At 62.7% G+C, this 14,601-nt stretch carries 13 protein-coding genes; 5 read left to right on the top strand and 8 right to left on the bottom strand.

The window, feature by feature from the left end; genetic code table 11:
- Positions 1–44: 44 nt before the first annotated feature.
- On the bottom strand, positions 45–2,036 hold the full coding sequence (locus tag ACFQ6Y_RS21300; RefSeq protein ID WP_378636903.1) for an MFS transporter: 1,992 nt from the start codon (positions 2,034–2,036) through the stop codon (positions 45–47).
- Positions 2,037–2,238: 202 nt separating this feature from the next.
- On the opposite strand from ACFQ6Y_RS21300, the gene ACFQ6Y_RS21295 reads away from it, so the two are divergent.
- Genes ACFQ6Y_RS21295 through ACFQ6Y_RS21285 form a run of 3 tightly spaced genes read left to right on the top strand, consistent with a single transcriptional unit; the run spans position 2,239 to position 3,528 of the window.
- Positions 2,239–2,433, top strand: a complete 195-nt coding sequence (locus ACFQ6Y_RS21295) for a DUF1918 domain-containing protein (RefSeq protein WP_230813481.1) — start codon at positions 2,239–2,241, stop codon at positions 2,431–2,433.
- 57 nt (positions 2,434–2,490) lie between these two features.
- Positions 2,491–3,114 (top strand): TetR/AcrR family transcriptional regulator, encoded by a 624-nt coding sequence (locus ACFQ6Y_RS21290; protein WP_378636900.1) that lies wholly within the window; start codon positions 2,491–2,493, stop codon positions 3,112–3,114.
- Positions 3,115–3,171: 57 nt separating this feature from the next.
- On the top strand, positions 3,172–3,528 hold the full coding sequence (locus ACFQ6Y_RS21285; RefSeq protein WP_003941757.1) for a PLD nuclease N-terminal domain-containing protein: 357 nt from the start codon (positions 3,172–3,174) through the stop codon (positions 3,526–3,528).
- 1 nt (position 3,529) lies between these two features.
- On the opposite strand, the gene ACFQ6Y_RS21280 is transcribed toward ACFQ6Y_RS21285, so the two are convergent.
- On the bottom strand, positions 3,530–4,420 hold the full coding sequence (locus ACFQ6Y_RS21280; RefSeq protein ID WP_378636897.1) for a LysR family transcriptional regulator: 891 nt from the start codon (positions 4,418–4,420) through the stop codon (positions 3,530–3,532).
- Between the two features lie 83 nt (positions 4,421–4,503).
- Here ACFQ6Y_RS21280 and ACFQ6Y_RS21275 point away from each other — a divergent pair, with 83 nt between their 5' ends.
- Entirely contained in the window at positions 4,504–5,412 is a 909-nt protein-coding gene (locus ACFQ6Y_RS21275; RefSeq protein ID WP_378636894.1) for a DMT family transporter, read from the top strand.
- A gap of 19 nt (positions 5,413–5,431) precedes the next feature.
- On the opposite strand, the gene ACFQ6Y_RS21270 is transcribed toward ACFQ6Y_RS21275, so the two are convergent.
- Positions 5,432–6,025 carry a TetR/AcrR family transcriptional regulator gene (locus ACFQ6Y_RS21270; protein ID WP_378547207.1) on the bottom strand — a complete coding sequence of 198 codons (594 nt, stop codon included), beginning with the start codon at positions 6,023–6,025 and terminating at the stop codon, positions 5,432–5,434.
- A 55-nt stretch (positions 6,026–6,080) separates the two neighbouring features.
- Between ACFQ6Y_RS21270 and ACFQ6Y_RS21265 the strand changes: the two genes are divergently transcribed.
- Positions 6,081–6,500: a PaaI family thioesterase gene (locus tag ACFQ6Y_RS21265; RefSeq protein WP_378636892.1), complete on the top strand. Its 420-nt coding sequence runs from the start codon at positions 6,081–6,083 to the stop codon at positions 6,498–6,500.
- A gap of 18 nt (positions 6,501–6,518) precedes the next feature.
- On the opposite strand, the gene ACFQ6Y_RS21260 is transcribed toward ACFQ6Y_RS21265, so the two are convergent.
- The 5 genes from ACFQ6Y_RS21260 to ACFQ6Y_RS21240 all read right to left on the bottom strand — a co-directional run bounded on the left by ACFQ6Y_RS21260 (position 6,519) and on the right by ACFQ6Y_RS21240 (position 14,572).
- The gene (locus ACFQ6Y_RS21260; RefSeq protein WP_378636889.1) at positions 6,519–7,448 is read right to left on the bottom strand and encodes an NADP-dependent oxidoreductase; all 930 of its coding nucleotides are present in this window, start codon (positions 7,446–7,448) and stop codon (positions 6,519–6,521) included.
- A 66-nt stretch (positions 7,449–7,514) separates the two neighbouring features.
- Positions 7,515–8,327: a mycofactocin-coupled SDR family oxidoreductase gene (locus ACFQ6Y_RS21255; protein WP_378636886.1), complete on the bottom strand. Its 813-nt coding sequence runs from the start codon at positions 8,325–8,327 to the stop codon at positions 7,515–7,517.
- Between the two features lie 94 nt (positions 8,328–8,421).
- Positions 8,422–10,797, bottom strand: a complete 2,376-nt coding sequence (treY, locus tag ACFQ6Y_RS21250) for a malto-oligosyltrehalose synthase (RefSeq protein ID WP_378636884.1) — start codon at positions 10,795–10,797, stop codon at positions 8,422–8,424.
- A gap of 13 nt (positions 10,798–10,810) precedes the next feature.
- Positions 10,811–13,222: a glycogen debranching protein GlgX gene (glgX, locus tag ACFQ6Y_RS21245; protein WP_378636880.1), complete on the bottom strand. Its 2,412-nt coding sequence runs from the start codon at positions 13,220–13,222 to the stop codon at positions 10,811–10,813.
- A gap of 57 nt (positions 13,223–13,279) precedes the next feature.
- Positions 13,280–14,572, bottom strand: coding sequence for an adenosylmethionine--8-amino-7-oxononanoate transaminase (locus tag ACFQ6Y_RS21240; RefSeq protein WP_378449629.1), 1,293 nt, complete (start codon positions 14,570–14,572; stop codon positions 13,280–13,282).
- Positions 14,573–14,601: the final 29 nt, after the last annotated feature.

Here is a 14,601-nt window from a genome sequence, read left to right as displayed (position 1 = left end):
TGGCTGGATGTTCGTACGGTCGGATGTTCGTGCGGTCGGTTCCCTCATGCGGTCGCCAGTGGCTCCGCGTCGACGGGAACGTCGAAGTCGATGACGGTGGACTGTGCGATAACGGCGATCTGACGTGCCAGTGTGCCGTGTCCGCTCTCGGTCAAAGCGGTCAGGATGTATCGACCGGATGTGGGGAGCGCGATTTCGTAGTGCCCAGATCCGTCGGTGACTGTGGAAGCGACGAACTCGCCAGTGGGTTTCGTCAGGGTGACGACCGTTCCCGAAGTCGTTCGGCCACCAACGCTTACGCTGCCGGCGATTGTGAGCCTCTCGCCGAGCTCTACGGTGTGCGTCGATTGTGAGTTGTCGAAGCAGATCACCTGTGACCTCGGGGACCAGCCGTCAGCGCTCGTCACCACCAGGTACCGGCCGGGCTGAGGTAGCGCGAGGGAGAAGCTGCCCTCGTTGTCGGCACGACTCCAATCGATCGGTCGCCCTTCCAAGTCCATCACGGTGACAACTGCTTGCCGGATCGGTCGGCTGTCCGCTCGAACGACGCGACCGGCGACCAAGATTTCGGTATCGCTCGCCGCAGCGTCCGGAAGTTCGAAACCTTCGGGGGTTACCGGGCGAAGTGCCGTTTCGGGTTTTGCACCGCGACGCGGAATGAATGCGGCTGCGGCGGTCGCCGCCACTGCTGCGAGGGCGGCGAACCAGAATATGTTCTTGAAGGCGTCGATCGTCGGAAGTCCTTCACCAGGTCCGGACGAGATGACCATCGAGGTGAGCATGGCGGCCACCACGGCGCTCGAGATCGAGGTACCGACCGAGCGAAGGAGTGAGTTGAGGCCGTTGGCCGACGCGGTTTCGGTGATCGGGACCGAGCGCATGATCAACATCGGCATCGCGGAGTACGCGATCGCGGTTCCGATACTGACCACCGCCGCGCTGATCACGATCAATGCGATCGACCCGGTGAGGAACACTCGCGCGATGTAGGCGAGCGCGAGCACCGTGCCACCGACGATCAGAGTGACCTTGGCGCCGAATCGTTTGGTGATGTTCACGGACAGGGGGGCGAAGAAGACCATAGCGAGGCCTGCTGGGATCATGCAGAGTCCGGCAGCCATCACTCCGAGTTCGAAGCCGTACCCGGAGATTTTCGGCATCTGCAACTGCTGGGTGGTCGAGAGATTGTTCGCGTACATCGAGAAGCCCACGAGTATCGAGGCGACGTTGGTCAGTAGAACCGGCCGCTTGGCCGAGGTCCGCAAGTCGACCATCGGTTGGGTAACCCGGAGTTCGTAAGGGAACCACAGCGCGAGCGTCACGATCCCGACGACGAATATCAGCAATGTCGGTTCACTGGTCCATCCCCAGCGGGCGCCCTTGGAAATGGCCAGAAGGAGTGCGGTAAGTGAAACCGAGAGCATGACTGCGCCGAGGAAGTCGAATTTGCCACGGGAACGAACACTTGATTCCGGGACTACGACCGCTACGGCGATCATGAGGACGATGCCCACGATTGCCGAGAGCCAGAAGATGGCCGGCCAGCCGAGATGGTCGTAGATCAACCCGGCGAGCGGGAGCCCGAATGCCGCACCGACCCCGAGAGTGGCGCTCATCAACGCGGTCGCCGACGCCACCTTCTCCTTGGGGAGTTCGTCGCGCATGATGCTGATCCCGACCGGAATCATCGAAATTGCAAAACCCTGAAGCCCGCGCCCGATGAGCAACGCAACGAAGTTGCCGCCGATCGCTGCGACTAGTGATCCGATCACGATTGTCGTCATCGAGACCAACATCATGCGTCGTTTTCCGAACATGTCTGCCAACCGGGTCACGATCGGGGTGGCCACAGCACTGGTCAGCAGGGTGACGGTGACAAGCCACGAGGCGTCGTCGATGGTGACGCCGAAAATTTTCGGAAATTCAGGCAACAGTGGAATGAACATCGTTTGTTGCAGCGCGAACACAGTGCCGGACAGGCAGAGAATAGCGGTGATGAGCCGACTCGAACGGTGAGGGGTTGGAGACGAGTGCAATGCCAAGAGTCTTGTCCTTCACGAGGAACGGGGTGAACGAGAATTCACCCCAGAGTGAACCACTGTTCACCCTAAAATGTCACGTCGGCAGATTGTGTCTTCGGTCACGGCGATGGCGTCGCAGGTGGTTTCCTTGACGGTTTCGTGGGAACAACGGAAGTGGTGTTCTGTGCCTGCGCTGGGCGGGCGGCAAGGAGGAGTGATGCGTGCCGAAGTTGGTGACCGCCTTCATGTTCAAGGGCGAGTTGTCGGTCAGTCCGAGGTGACCGCCGAGGTCCTCGAAGTTCACGGCGATGACGGGGGTCCGCCGTATCTGGTGAGATACGACAACGGGCACGAGGCGCTCGTGTTTCCCGGTAGTGACGGTTGGATCGACCACCCCGGAAAAGGCTCCTGATCTGCGTAGTTCTTTCCATGCATGGTTGTTGCATCGAATGCGGCTAGAGTGTGCGCAATGGAGGGCAAACGCCAGTATCACTCCCGCGTGCGCGAGGCCTCGGCGCAGCGAACCCGAGAACTCATTCGTGATGCGGCACGGTCTCTGTTCGTGCGAGACGGGTATGTCAGCGCCACCGTCAAACAGATTGCCGACGCCGCCGGCGTGGCCAACCGGACCGTGTTCACAGCGTTCCCCGGTGGAAAGCTCGAGATCTTCGAAGCGGCGCTCGCCGAGGCCCTCGACGCCGATCCGGTTCCTCTCGGCGCGCCGAGTTCGGCCTCGGACCCTGACGACGTTCGGCGGATCGTCTCCCAGATCGTGGCGCAGGGCATCGGGCTGCTCGAACGCGCCGGCGCGCTCATGATGGTCACAGTGGAATCCTCCGGTGCCGATTCCGATATGCGTCGTCTGTCCGAGGAATCAGCCCAGCAATCGGCAGTCAACGCGATGTCGATAGCGGAGGGCCTGTCTGAGCACGGTTTGCTGAGGCCGGAGATTTCGCTCGACAAGGCTGCCGGAATCCTTGCCGCCTTCGTCTCGCCTCAGCTTCACCAGCAATTGCGTCGTGTCAGCGGTTGGGACGTAGACGCGTATCGAACGTGGCTCGAGTTCAACATTCGTCAGAATCTAATGTACTAATTGGTCTGTTTTAGTTAGCATGGCGAGGGTTTTTTATACTCGGGAGGAATCGCCAGCGTGCCCTATGCCTTGTTCGGCCTCATTACGATGCTGCTCTGGATCTTTTGCATCGTCGACGCGATCACGAGAGACGACGCCTACATCCAGTACCTACCCAAGGTCGTCTGGATTCTGATCATCATCTTCCTTCCCACACTGGGTTCGGTGCTGTGGCTGGTGGTCGGTCGCGGGCAGAACGCACCGCGTGGGTACGTCGGCCCAACCGGTTACGGCGAATACGAGCGTCCGGGACGCGCGGTGGCCCAAGATCCCGCGGCGGATGAAGCCTTCCTGCGTCAGTGCCGCGAGCGGGCGGAGGAGCAGCGGCGAATCGCCAAGCAGCAGCGCCGCGACGGCGACGCCGATCGGATGTGAGTTACCGGTACGTCATGAGCTGGTCCAGTACGAGACGAAGTGGCGGCCATGATGTTCGGCCACGACGGGTCACCGCATAGGCAGTGAGGATGACAGGCGGATCGATGAGTGGTTCGACGCGCACGCCTTCGCGAGTCTTGCGTTCGAGAGGCATCAGTCCGACGCCGTAACCGCTGAGGATCAAGAGTTCGACCAAGTCGAGACTGTCGATCTGGTGAGTGATCCGAGGGGTGAATCCCGCAAGCGATGCGAGAGTTCGGACGGCTCGCTCGTCTGCAGTGTTTCGTGAGTTCACTATCCACGGCGTGTCTGCGAAGGCGCGGAGATCGATCCCGGATCCCCCGGACTCGTCGGGAGTGTTCGCGTTGTCGGGAACGCACAGTCCCCACGGCGTAGACCAGATCGGAATTGCTTCGAGTAGAGGGCTAGGCGACGCGGGGGCGAGGTTGTAGTCGTAGGTCAGTGCGAGGTCGAGGTCGTCGCGTTCGAGGAGTGCAAAGGCCTCAACTGGTTCGTATTCGGAGATCCTCACGTCCACCCGCGGATGGCTGTGTTTCAGGCTTAGCGCAACCGGGAGCATCGCCGTTCGGATGGCAGTCGCGAACCCGCCGACTCGCAAAGTTCCCACCGGTTCTGCGTCAGGATCGAGGTCCAGTCGAGCCGCGTCGAGAGCCGCCAGGATAGTGACGGCATGATCGGCAAGTCGTTGCCCGGCAGGTGTGAGGCGAACGCGTCGGCCTTCCGGCTCGATCAACGCAGTGCCGGTTTCCGCAGTCAGGGCCGCGAGCTGTTGGGACACCGTCGACGTCGTGAGGTTGTGAGCTTCGGCGACGGCGCGCATCGAACCCAGACGCGAGAGTTCGAGGAGGAGATGGAGTCGACGGGTTTCCATCCTTCGATCATTCACTAATCGTGAACATTATGTGGGTCAAAATCGCGTGGACGCGAACGGTCGCTGTCCCGTTCAATTCAGCTATGGAAACGAGAGCGCGAGCCGGCGTCGGCCTGGCTGTTCTGGCGATGTTGTGCGTGCAGCTCGGCCTCGCTGTGTCGGTGGGTCTGATCGATCAGCTCGGCGCGGATGGGGCGGCGTGGGTGCGCCTTGCCTGGGCGGGCATCATTCTTCTGATCATCGTCAGGCCCCGGCCGTCCGCGTTCACCCGCAAGGCGTTTCTGGCCTGCGTGGTCCTCGGTGTGGTCACCGCGGGGATGACGCTCCTGTTCATGGCGGCCGTGGAGCGCCTTCCGCTGGGAACGGCAAGCGCGTTGGAGTTCTTGGGTCCGCTGACAGTTGCATTGCTGCGGGGGCGTGGCCGCGTTCTGTGGCCGGTTCTGGCCGGCGCCGGAGTAGTGCTTCTGACCGAGCCGTGGGCGGGAACGGTCGACCTGGTCGGCGTGGCTTGTGCACTCGGTGCCGCACTCTGCTGGGCGATGTACATACTGCTCACCCAGCGTGTCGGCGACGAGGTTGCCGGTATCAACGGGCTGGCGGTGTCGATGGCGGTTGCCGGACTGGCAGCGACAATTGCCGTGGGGCACTCGGCTATCGGGCGACTGACCCCGCACCTGATTCTCGTGGGACTCGGGCTCGCGATCTTGCTGCCCGTCGTCCCCTTCGTCTTGGAGATGGTCTCGTTGCGCCGGCTCTCCACGGCGGCGTTCGGCACGCTGATGAGTCTCGAACCGGCGTTCGCTCAGCTCATCGGTTTGGTTGTGCTGCACCAGGTCCCCAGCATTCTGGCGGTGGCCGGTATCGCTTGCGTCGTCGTCGCCGGTGTCGGCGCGGCTCGAGGTGGTGGTCGAGGTGGTCCTCGGGGCGGCGACCAGAAGCCGGCTGACCCACCCTCCGATTCCGAGCGAACGTACCTTTCGGCGCCTTCATGAGACCGAGAGTGCCGTTCGCTCAGCGGGAGTTCGCCGTCGCGATCGCGCCATCGAACAGGTCGGCGACTTCGCCGAGGGAATCGAGAATCGGCTGACCTGATTGTTCGACGCGAGCCCGAACCAGCGAACCCTCGAGCGCCGACACCGCCAGGACGGCAAGGCGCTCCGCCCGGGTGCGCGTGACACCGGACCCGAGCAGTGAGTCGCTGAGTAGCGATGACCACTGTCGGTAGACCGCCTGCCCGGCGGTGGTGACGCTCTCCGAATCGGGGGCGAGTTCCAGCAGCACCGTCGTGATCGGTGAGCCTTCGTGGAATTCGGATTCGCTCACCCATCCGACCAGCAACCGCGCGTACTCGCGTAGAAGCGATCCGGCGTCCGGTTGGCTCTCGGCGAGTTCTGTCAGAGTATCGGTTACCAACTTCCCGCCGACACGAACGACCTCCGCGCCGATCTGCTCTTTGCCACCGGGAAAGTAGTGGTAGAGCGAACCTTTCGGGGCCCCACTCGACTTGAGGATCTCGTTGAGTCCTGTTGCCGCATACCCCTGGCGGCGAAAAAGATCGGCCGCTGCTCGGACTAGCGCTTCGCGGTGTTTCGGGGGAGTTGCCACGAGTTGGAGCTTAAACACCCCGGTGATCCATCACAATCTATGTAGACTGGTCTACATGGGAAATTCTGAAATGCTCGAACAGTTACGCGCGGTCAACGCCTCGGCGGCCTTCAACCGGTGGGCCGGATTCGAAGTCACGGAGGCCGAACCGGGTCGCGTCTGTCTGCGTCTCGAATGGCGTGAGAATCTGGGCCAGTACTCGGGACACCTGCACGCTGCGCTCGTGGCGGGACTCGTCGACACCGCGTGCGGATTTGCTGCTTTCACCCAGGTAGGTGTCGTGGCGGCGTCGAACTGCGCGGTCAATTTCGTGAGTCCGGGCGTCGGAACCGCATTTGTCGCTACGGCGCGATCGGTCAAGGCCGGACGAAAGCAGGTGTTCGTCACTGCCGAGGTACATGCCGAACGCGAAGGCGAATCGGTGCTCGTCGCGTTCGGCACCACCCTGTTGGTTCCACTCGCCCTTAAGGCCTAGGCAAGACAGAGCTGAAGGTCACGGAACGAGGATGAACTTGCCGGCGGGGTGCGAACTCTGCAACTCGGTGTGAGCGAGTGCCACGTCCGCGAGCGGGAAGGTCTTGGCGATCTTCACGATGAGGTGTCCGGAACCGGCTTGTTCGACCAGTTCGGATCGTGCCTTCAACCGGGCTTCGGCGCTCGCCGGATTACCGCCGCCGACGGAAGCGAAGCCGTCGGTCTGAGCTCGCCCGAACGCGACGATGGTGACGATGCGACTCTTGTCGGTGACCAAAGCCAGAGATGCATCGACGGCTTCGTCCGTTCCGGCGGTGTCGAACGCCGCATCGACGCCGTTCGGTGCCAGTTCACGAACACGCGCTTCGAGTCCTTCGCCGTAGAGCACTGGCGTCGCGCCGAGTGAACGCACGTAGTCCTGATTGGAGGCTCCCGCGGTGCCGATCACGGTGGCTCCACGAGCAACTGCCAACTGGACGGCAATCGCGCCGACACCGCCGGACGCGCCGTGGATGAGGACGGTGTCCCCGGAGCCGACGCGAATGGTGTCGAGGGCGTCGACTGCAGTTCCGCCGACAAGAAGGAGGCCGGCTGCCTGTTCCCAGCTGATGCCGGCGGGCTTTGCAGTGACCGAGGAGACCGGCACGACTACCTGTTCGGCGTAAAGACCGTTGCCAGGGCTGACGATCACCTCGTCGCCGACGGCTACGTCGGTGACATCTTCACCGACGGCCGAGACGACACCCGCTGCCTCGCCGCCGAGGCGGATCGGAAGTTTCTCGGGGTCGGTGCCGAAAGCGCCGCTGTAGAGCTTGAAGTCGAAGGGGTTCACGCCGATCGCTTTGACATCGACCAGGACTTCTCCTGATTTCGGCGACGGTAGATCCACGTCAACCAACTTCAGGACCTCGGGCGTTCCGTATGTCTGCGCTACAACAGTTTTGGTCATGTGTCGCGCAACCGTCCTCGGGGAAGCGATATTCCCCGAGGACGGGAAAAACTCGAGAAGATTCGATCAGCGGATCAGCGTTCCCAGATCCAGTGGCATCGCGATCCCCGTGATGTGGTGAGCTTCGTCGGAACCGAGGAACGCTACGGCGGCTGCAATGTCTTCGGGTTGGCTGACGGGATCGGGCAAGGTCTGCATGAAGATCGGGCCGAGCGTGTGGGCATTCACGTCGATGAGAGGCCGCATGGCGGTCACCTGCATGCCGGTTTCCACGCCGTGCGGGTGAATGGTGTTGACCCGAATGTTGTACTGCCCCAATTCCGAGGCCATCGTCTTCGCCAGGCCGGTGATGCCGTGTTTGCTCGCGACGTAGTGGCCGAGGAAGGGGAGCCCGCGCAGGCCTGCCACGGAGCTGGTGAAGATGATCGAGCCGCCGGTGCCCTGTTCGATCAGGTGCGGGATTGCTGCCTTTGCGGTGTGGAAGACGCCGGTCAGGTTGACGTCGAGCGTTTCCTGCCACTGCTCGGGCGTGATTTCCCACGACATGTTGGCAGAGCAGATTCCGGCGTTCGCGACGACGACGTCGAGGCGCCCCAGTTCGTCGATGCCGGCTTCGAGAGCCGCGGACAGAGCAGCGAAGTCGCGGACGTCTGTTTTGGTGGCGACAATTCGACGGTCCAGTGCCTTGACCAGTTCTACGGTTTCGGCAAGGTCGTCTTCGGTGGCGCCGGCGTACGAGGTGGATTCGAACTGAACGCACGCGTCGACGGCGATGATGTCTGCGCCCTCTTCTGCCAGACGGACCGCTTCAGCGCGTCCCTGACCGCGGGCTGCCCCGGTGATGAAGGCGACTTTCCCGGTGAATCGACTGGCAGTCATGCTCAAACCTCCGAGTAGTGGTGACAATCTGCTCTTCGGAAGTTAGCGCGACGAAGTTCTTTTCGGGCGGGAATGCCCAGTCAGCGGAAATCGCTCAGTGCGCTCTGGTCAGCAGGGCACAGGGCCCGGCGGCAAAAATGTCCCGCGCATCCGCAGACGTGACGGGCCGTCCGTTCAGTGCGTCGACCCAGTCGCCATCGGGAAGGTCGACTCGCGTATCGCGCCAGCCGTGCGCCGAGAGTCCGAGCGAATGCCGCGTCGCCAGAGCAACGACACTGGCCGATTCGCCGACGGGACCGCGTGAGAACCCGACCAGATGACCGGACGCGGAACCCGAAGCGAAGATCGGCCGGTACTCACCGCGGTCGAACCACGAGGGATTCTCCCGCCGCAGAGTCAGTGCCGTGCGAACGAGATGTAACTTTGCAGCTCCGGTCGCGTCGATCGGCGCGGTTTCGGCTTCGAGGAGTGATCGCCTCGCTCTGTAGTCGACAAGGCGCCTGTTGTCCGGATCGACCAACGAGTCCTCCCACAGCTCAGTGCCCTGATAGACGTCGGGAACGCCCGGCCCGAGGAGTTGGAGCACCTTTTGGCCCAGAGAGTCCGACCAGCCGTGACGAGCGATCCGGCCGACGAACTCGCTGACCGATTCACCGACCGGACCGTCGATCACCTCGTCGATCCACCGGTGCACGTCCGATTCGAAGCCGGCGTCCGGATCGTTCCAGGAAGTCTTCGCGCCGGATTCGCGGACAGCCTTCTCCGCATAGGCGTGTATACGCTCGCGCAGCTCGGGAACCGAGGCCGCCGAGCGACCGTCCGCCGGCCACACGCCGATGATGTTCTGCCACAAAAACAATCCGGTCAGTGGATCAGGGCTGGGGCAGACGTCTTCCCAGTCGCGAATGATTCGGGACCACAGGGTCGGCACCTGGGACAGAACACCGATCCGCGCCCGCACGTCCTCGCCGCGTTTGGTGTCGTGAGTGGACAGACTCGTCATCGCGCGCGCCCACTGCTTCGCTCGGTCCGCGTTGTGGAGATGGAATTCGGCGACGGAGACAGCAAGCGACGCCGGGTTGCCGCCGACTTCCTGACGAGAGACCAAGCGCGCCGTTCGATAGAAGAGGCGATCTTCCACGGACTTGGCCATGACTGCGCCGCACACCTGCTGGAAGCGAACCGCTGATTCACCGCCGTTGACCAGCGCTTGCGCCAACACGTTGAACGCTGCTTCATGCCCCGGGGCCAACTCGTGCATGTCTCCGACGATGCGTGCGGCCAAACCGGCAAGGGGGCTGTAGTCGGATCGATACACCGGCATCCGGGCGATCGCGACGACAACTGCGTCGTTCAGTTCGGCCTCACTGCAACGACTTCCGGTTTCGCGTTGGATTGCGCGCACGAGCCTGCGAACCTCGGGTGCAAGGTCACCGCGCCCGGTGTCGCGTTTCAACTGACGTTCGGTGTGATGCAACCACGTGCTGTCCCCGTCGTCACCGGTCAAATCGGCTGACAGTTCCGTCAATTCGAGTTCGGCGGCGGGATCGACGAAGACTCCGCCCAACTGATTGAGGGCGTCGTATCCGGTGGTGCCGTCGATCGGGAGCAGCGGATCGAGTGGTTCCGTGTGGCCGAGGATCTTCTCGATCACAAGCCACTGCTCTGGTCCGAGCAGTGCCCGCAGACGCCCCAGATACTCTGCCGGATCGGCGAGTCCGTCCGGGTGATCGATGCGAACTCCGTCGATCAGTCCTTCGTCGACCCACGACTTCAGTTCCCGATGGCAGAGTTCGAAGACTCGAGGATCCTCCTGGCGCAGGGCAGCGAGTTCGTTGACGGCAAAGAACCGTCGGTAGTTGATGATTCCGGCGTTCCACGGGACGAGTCGGTACGACTGCCTGGCGTGGACCTCCTGTGGGGATCCGAATTCGGTACCGGCCGCGACAGGGAAGCGGTGCTCGTAGAACGCGAGAAGTGTTTCCTCGCCATCTTTTTCGACAGTCAGGGCTTCGAGATCGTCTTGGCTGCCCAGTATCGGGAGCGAAAGTTTTCCGTCGGCTCCGTCGGCTCCGTCGGCTCCGTTGTCCTCGGCCCAGTCGATGTCGAAGAAATCCGCGTACTCCGACCCCCGTCCATGCGTGAGAACGTCCCACCACCAGGCATTTTCGCGTGGTTTGGCAACCCCGACATGGTTGGGGACGAGATCGACGATCAGGCCCATTCCGTGTGCCCGGGCCGCATGCGAGAGCTCCACCAGGGCCTCGCGGCCGCCGAGTCCAGCGGACACGGTTGTCGGATCCGTGACGTCGTAGCCGTGCGTCGACCCGGACGTTGCCGTGAGGATGGGGGAGAGATAAAGATGCGAGACCCCCAACGCCTCGAAGTAGTCCACCAGTGCGGCCGCATCACGAAGGGTGAACGCGTCCGGGCGCAACTGCAGTCGGTAGGTGCTGGTTATCGGGGCCATGTGCACGTCTCCCTCAGGCGGTTCTACGAAGTACCGTCAATGCTCGCGCTTTTACATCCAGTGTTGTGCCGGCTTTGATCACGGTGTCGCTCTCACCGGTCGGGATCGACGTGTCGAGCACGACAGTCCACTCCGACGCGTAGTCCGCGTTGGGGGTGGAGAATTCGAGATCCTCGTAGTGGGCGTTGAAACAGAGGAGGAACGAATCGCCGGTGACGCGCTCGCCGCGGTAGTTCGGTTCCGGGATCGCGTCGCCGTTGAGAAAGACAGCCAGCGACTTACCGAAACCGCTGTCCCAGTCGGCCGGAGTCATTTCCTCGCCCGACGGCGTGAGCCAGGCGATGTCGCGACTCTGATCGCCACTTCGAATGGGTCGGCCCTCGAAGAATCGACGACGCCGGAATACCGGGTTCTTGGCGCGCAAGGCAATTGCGCGCTTGGTGAACTCGACGAGGTCCGCGTTGGTTTCCGCGAGAGTCCAATCCATCCAGGACAGTTCCGAATCCTGGCAGTAGACGTTGTTGTTGCCCTGCTGAGTTCGACCCATCTCGTCGCCGTGAGCCAGCATCGGGGTGCCTTGACTGAGCATCAGCGTTGCGAGAATGTTCCGGCTCTGGCGTCCACGGAGTTCGAGAATCGCCGGGTCGTCCGTGGGGCCTTCGACGCCGCAGTTCCAGGATCGGTTGTGTGACTCGCCGTCGTTGTTGTTCTCGCCGTTGGCTTCGTTGTGCTTCTCGTTGTACGAGACGAGATCGTGCAGGGTGAAACCGTCGTGGGCGATGACAAAATTGATGCTCGCGCCGGGGCGTCGTCCGGTTGCCTCGTAGAGATCAGAGGAACCGGTGAGGCGGGAAGCGAACTCTCCCAGAGTTGCCGGCTCACCGCGCCAATAGTCGCGGACGGTATCGCGGTACTTGCCGTTCCACTCGGTCCACAGGCCGGGGAAGTTGCCGACCTGGTAACCGCCTTCGCCGACGTCCCACGGCTCGGCGATCAGCTTCACCTGACTGACGATCGGATCCTGTTGCACCAGATCGAAGAAGGCGGAGAGTCGGTCCACGTCATGCAGTTCACGGGCGAGTGTCGAGGCGAGGTCGAAGCGGAAACCGTCGACATGCATTTCCGTGACCCAATACCGCAGCGAGTCCATGATCAGCTGCAGAGTGTGCGGATGACGGGCGTTGAGGCTGTTGCCCGTTCCGGTGTAATCCATGTAGTGCGCTTCGTCGCCGTCGACCAGGCGGTAGTAGGCGGCGTTGTCGATACCGCGGAAGCTGATGGTCGGCCCCATGTGGTTGCCCTCGGCGGTGTGGTTGTAGACCACGTCGAGGATCACTTCGATACCCGCCTGGTGGAAGCTACGCACCATGGCCTTGAATTCCGCTACGGCCGCATCGGGTTTTGCCGCCGAGGAGTAGTCGGTGTGCGGGGCGAGGAAGCCGAAGGTGTTGTAACCCCAATAGTTTCGCAGCCCCTGGTCGAGCAGCACCTGGTCGTGCATGAACTGGTGGACCGGCATCAGTTCGATCGCCGTGACACCCAGATTGGTGAGGTGCTCGATGATCACCGGATGCGCGAGTCCGGCGTAGGTGCCGCGCAACTCCTCCGGAACTCCAGGGTGCGTCGCGGTCATGCCCTTGACGTGCGCTTCGTAGATAACCGTCTCGTGGTACGGACGCTTCGGTGAGCGGTCGGATGCCCAGTCGAAGAACGGATTGATGACGACGGTCGACATCGTGTGACCGAGCGAATCATGTTGGGGGAAAGGGATGGTGGCGGGTTCGTCGACCAGCGGTTCCGGGTCGAAGGGTTCGGGGTCGGAGCCCAGGGCCTCGTCCGACTCTTGATCGCCGGTGGAGCCCTCGTCTTCGTCCTCGAGGTCCACCTCGGTCGATGTAGCTTCAGTCGACACGCCTTCAGTCGACACGCCTTCAGTCGGTTCAGCTTCGTCCGATTCGGCTTCCGAACTCGTCTCGTCGGTAACTTCTTCCGACTCCACCGCAGGAGTGTCGTCGTCCGCTGAAGGTTCGGGATCACCCGCCGACTCGACGTCGTAGGAGAACAGCGAACGGTCTCCGTCGAAGTCTCCGTCGAACGCTTTTCCGTACGGGTCCAGCAGGAGCTTGCTCGGATCGCATCGCAGCCCTGCCGCCGGATCGTACGGCCCGTGCACGCGGTAGCCGTATCGCTGACCGGGGGATACCGACGGAAGGTACGCATGCCAGACGTAACCGTCGACCTCGTCCATCCTGATGCGGGTTTCGGTTCCGTCCTTGGCAATCAGGCACAGTTCGACAGCTTCGGCGACCTCGGAGAAGAGCGAGAAATTGGTTCCCGCGCCGTCGTAGGTTGCACCGAGTGGGTACGCACTGCCAGGCCATACCGGGATGGGAGTGGCTGAGGGCGCGCTCGGCGGTTGATCCATGAATCAGACCCTATCGGGTGCAGCCGATCGAATCTCGTCGACTGTCTACGCCGCTGATCACCGTTTTGCCTGGCTGCGGGCGGTTGCAAGCATTCCGGCTGTGATCTGTTCCACCTCTGCCTCCGAACAGAGGTAGGGAGGCATCGCGTAGACGAGGTTTCGGAACGGTCGTAGCCAGACGCCGGCGTCGACGGCTGCATCGGTCGCGCTCTGCATGTCGACCGGCTGCTCGAGTTCGATCACTCCGATTCCGCCTTTGACGCGGACGTCGACGACCCCGGCAATGGTGACCGCTTCGGCGAGGCCGCGAGCGAGACCATGTTCGAGGGCAGCGACATCGCGCCGCCAGTCCATCGCGAGCAGGAGTTCGGTCGACGCGACCGCGACGGCGCACGCAAGTGGATTGCCCATGAAGGTGGGGCCGTGCATCAGCCCGCCGCCCTCACCGGCGGTGATGGTCTCCGCTATCTCCGTGGTGCACAGCGTTGCCGCCAGACTCATGTATCCGCCGGTCAGTGCCTTGCCGACGCACATGACGTCGGGACTGACGCCAGCGTGATCGGCGGCGAACAGCTCTCCGGTGCGTCCGAATCCGGTGGCGATCTCGTCGAAGACCAAGAGGACTTGGTACTTGTCACAAAGGTTACGTAGGTCGATCAGGTACGCGGGGTCGTGGAAGCGCATTCCGCCGGCGCCTTGGACTACCGGTTCGACGATCACCGCGGCCAGCTCGTCGTGATGCTCGGCCAGTAGCGCTTCCAACTCCTGCACGTACTCGGGGAGATAGTCCGCCGGGGGTGTCTGGGCGAAGACCTGAGGGCGAAGGACGTCGGTCCAGAGAGAGTGCATGCCGCCGTCGGGATCGCAGACGCTCATGGGGGTGAAGGTGTCACCGTGGTATCCGCCGCGCCAGGTCATCAAACGATTTTTCGACGGCTTTCCGAGGCTCCGCCAGTACTGCAGGCACATCTTGACTGCGACTTCGACGGCCACCGAACCGGAATCGGAGAGGAACACCTTGTCGAGGTGAGGTGGTGTGATGTCGACGAGCATTCGCCCGAGGCGAGCGGCGGGTTCGTGCGTCAGTCCGCCGAACATGACATGGCTCATCTTGCCCAGCTGCCGCGCGGCGGCGGCGTCGAGCACGGGATTGCGGTAGCCGTGAATGGCGGCCCACCACGAGCTCATTCCGTCGACGAGTCGCCGGCCGTCGGAGAGCGTGAGGGTGGCCCCCTGGGCAGAGTCGACGATCAGCGGACGAGTCGACGCGGGAAACGATCCGTACGGATGCCAGAGCACATCGGCATCGATGGCGGAGACGTCATGAGGATCAAGTCCGGTTGTGAGCACGGATGCACCCTAACCATTGAGTTGAACGG

Origin of the sequence: Rhodococcus sp. NPDC056516 (assembly GCF_042794655.1) — a bacterium.
In the GTDB taxonomy this organism is placed as follows: Bacteria; Actinomycetota; Actinomycetes; order Mycobacteriales; family Mycobacteriaceae; genus Rhodococcus_F.
The sequence above is the reverse complement of the archived record's forward strand: the minus strand, read 5'-3'. Positions and strand labels throughout refer to the sequence as shown.

Excerpts from the sequence above, each read along its gene's own strand:
- ACFQ6Y_RS21275 (WP_378636894.1), top strand. The coding sequence starts at position 4,504 with ATGGAAACGAGAGCGCGAGCCGGCGTCGGCCTGGCTGTTCTGGCGATG.
- ACFQ6Y_RS21265 (WP_378636892.1), top strand. The coding sequence starts at position 6,081 with ATGGGAAATTCTGAAATGCTCGAACAGTTACGCGCGGTCAACGCCTCG.
- ACFQ6Y_RS21280 (WP_378636897.1), bottom strand. The coding sequence starts at position 4,420 with ATGGAAACCCGTCGACTCCATCTCCTCCTCGAACTCTCGCGTCTGGGT.
- ACFQ6Y_RS21290 (WP_378636900.1), top strand. The coding sequence starts at position 2,491 with ATGGAGGGCAAACGCCAGTATCACTCCCGCGTGCGCGAGGCCTCGGCG.
- ACFQ6Y_RS21260 (WP_378636889.1), bottom strand. The coding sequence starts at position 7,448 with ATGACCAAAACTGTTGTAGCGCAGACATACGGAACGCCCGAGGTCCTG.
- treY (WP_378636884.1), bottom strand. The coding sequence starts at position 10,797 with ATGGCCCCGATAACCAGCACCTACCGACTGCAGTTGCGCCCGGACGCG.
- glgX (WP_378636880.1), bottom strand. The coding sequence starts at position 13,222 with ATGGATCAACCGCCGAGCGCGCCCTCAGCCACTCCCATCCCGGTATGG.
- ACFQ6Y_RS21295 (WP_230813481.1), top strand. The coding sequence starts at position 2,239 with ATGCGTGCCGAAGTTGGTGACCGCCTTCATGTTCAAGGGCGAGTTGTC.
- ACFQ6Y_RS21255 (WP_378636886.1), bottom strand. The coding sequence starts at position 8,327 with ATGACTGCCAGTCGATTCACCGGGAAAGTCGCCTTCATCACCGGGGCA.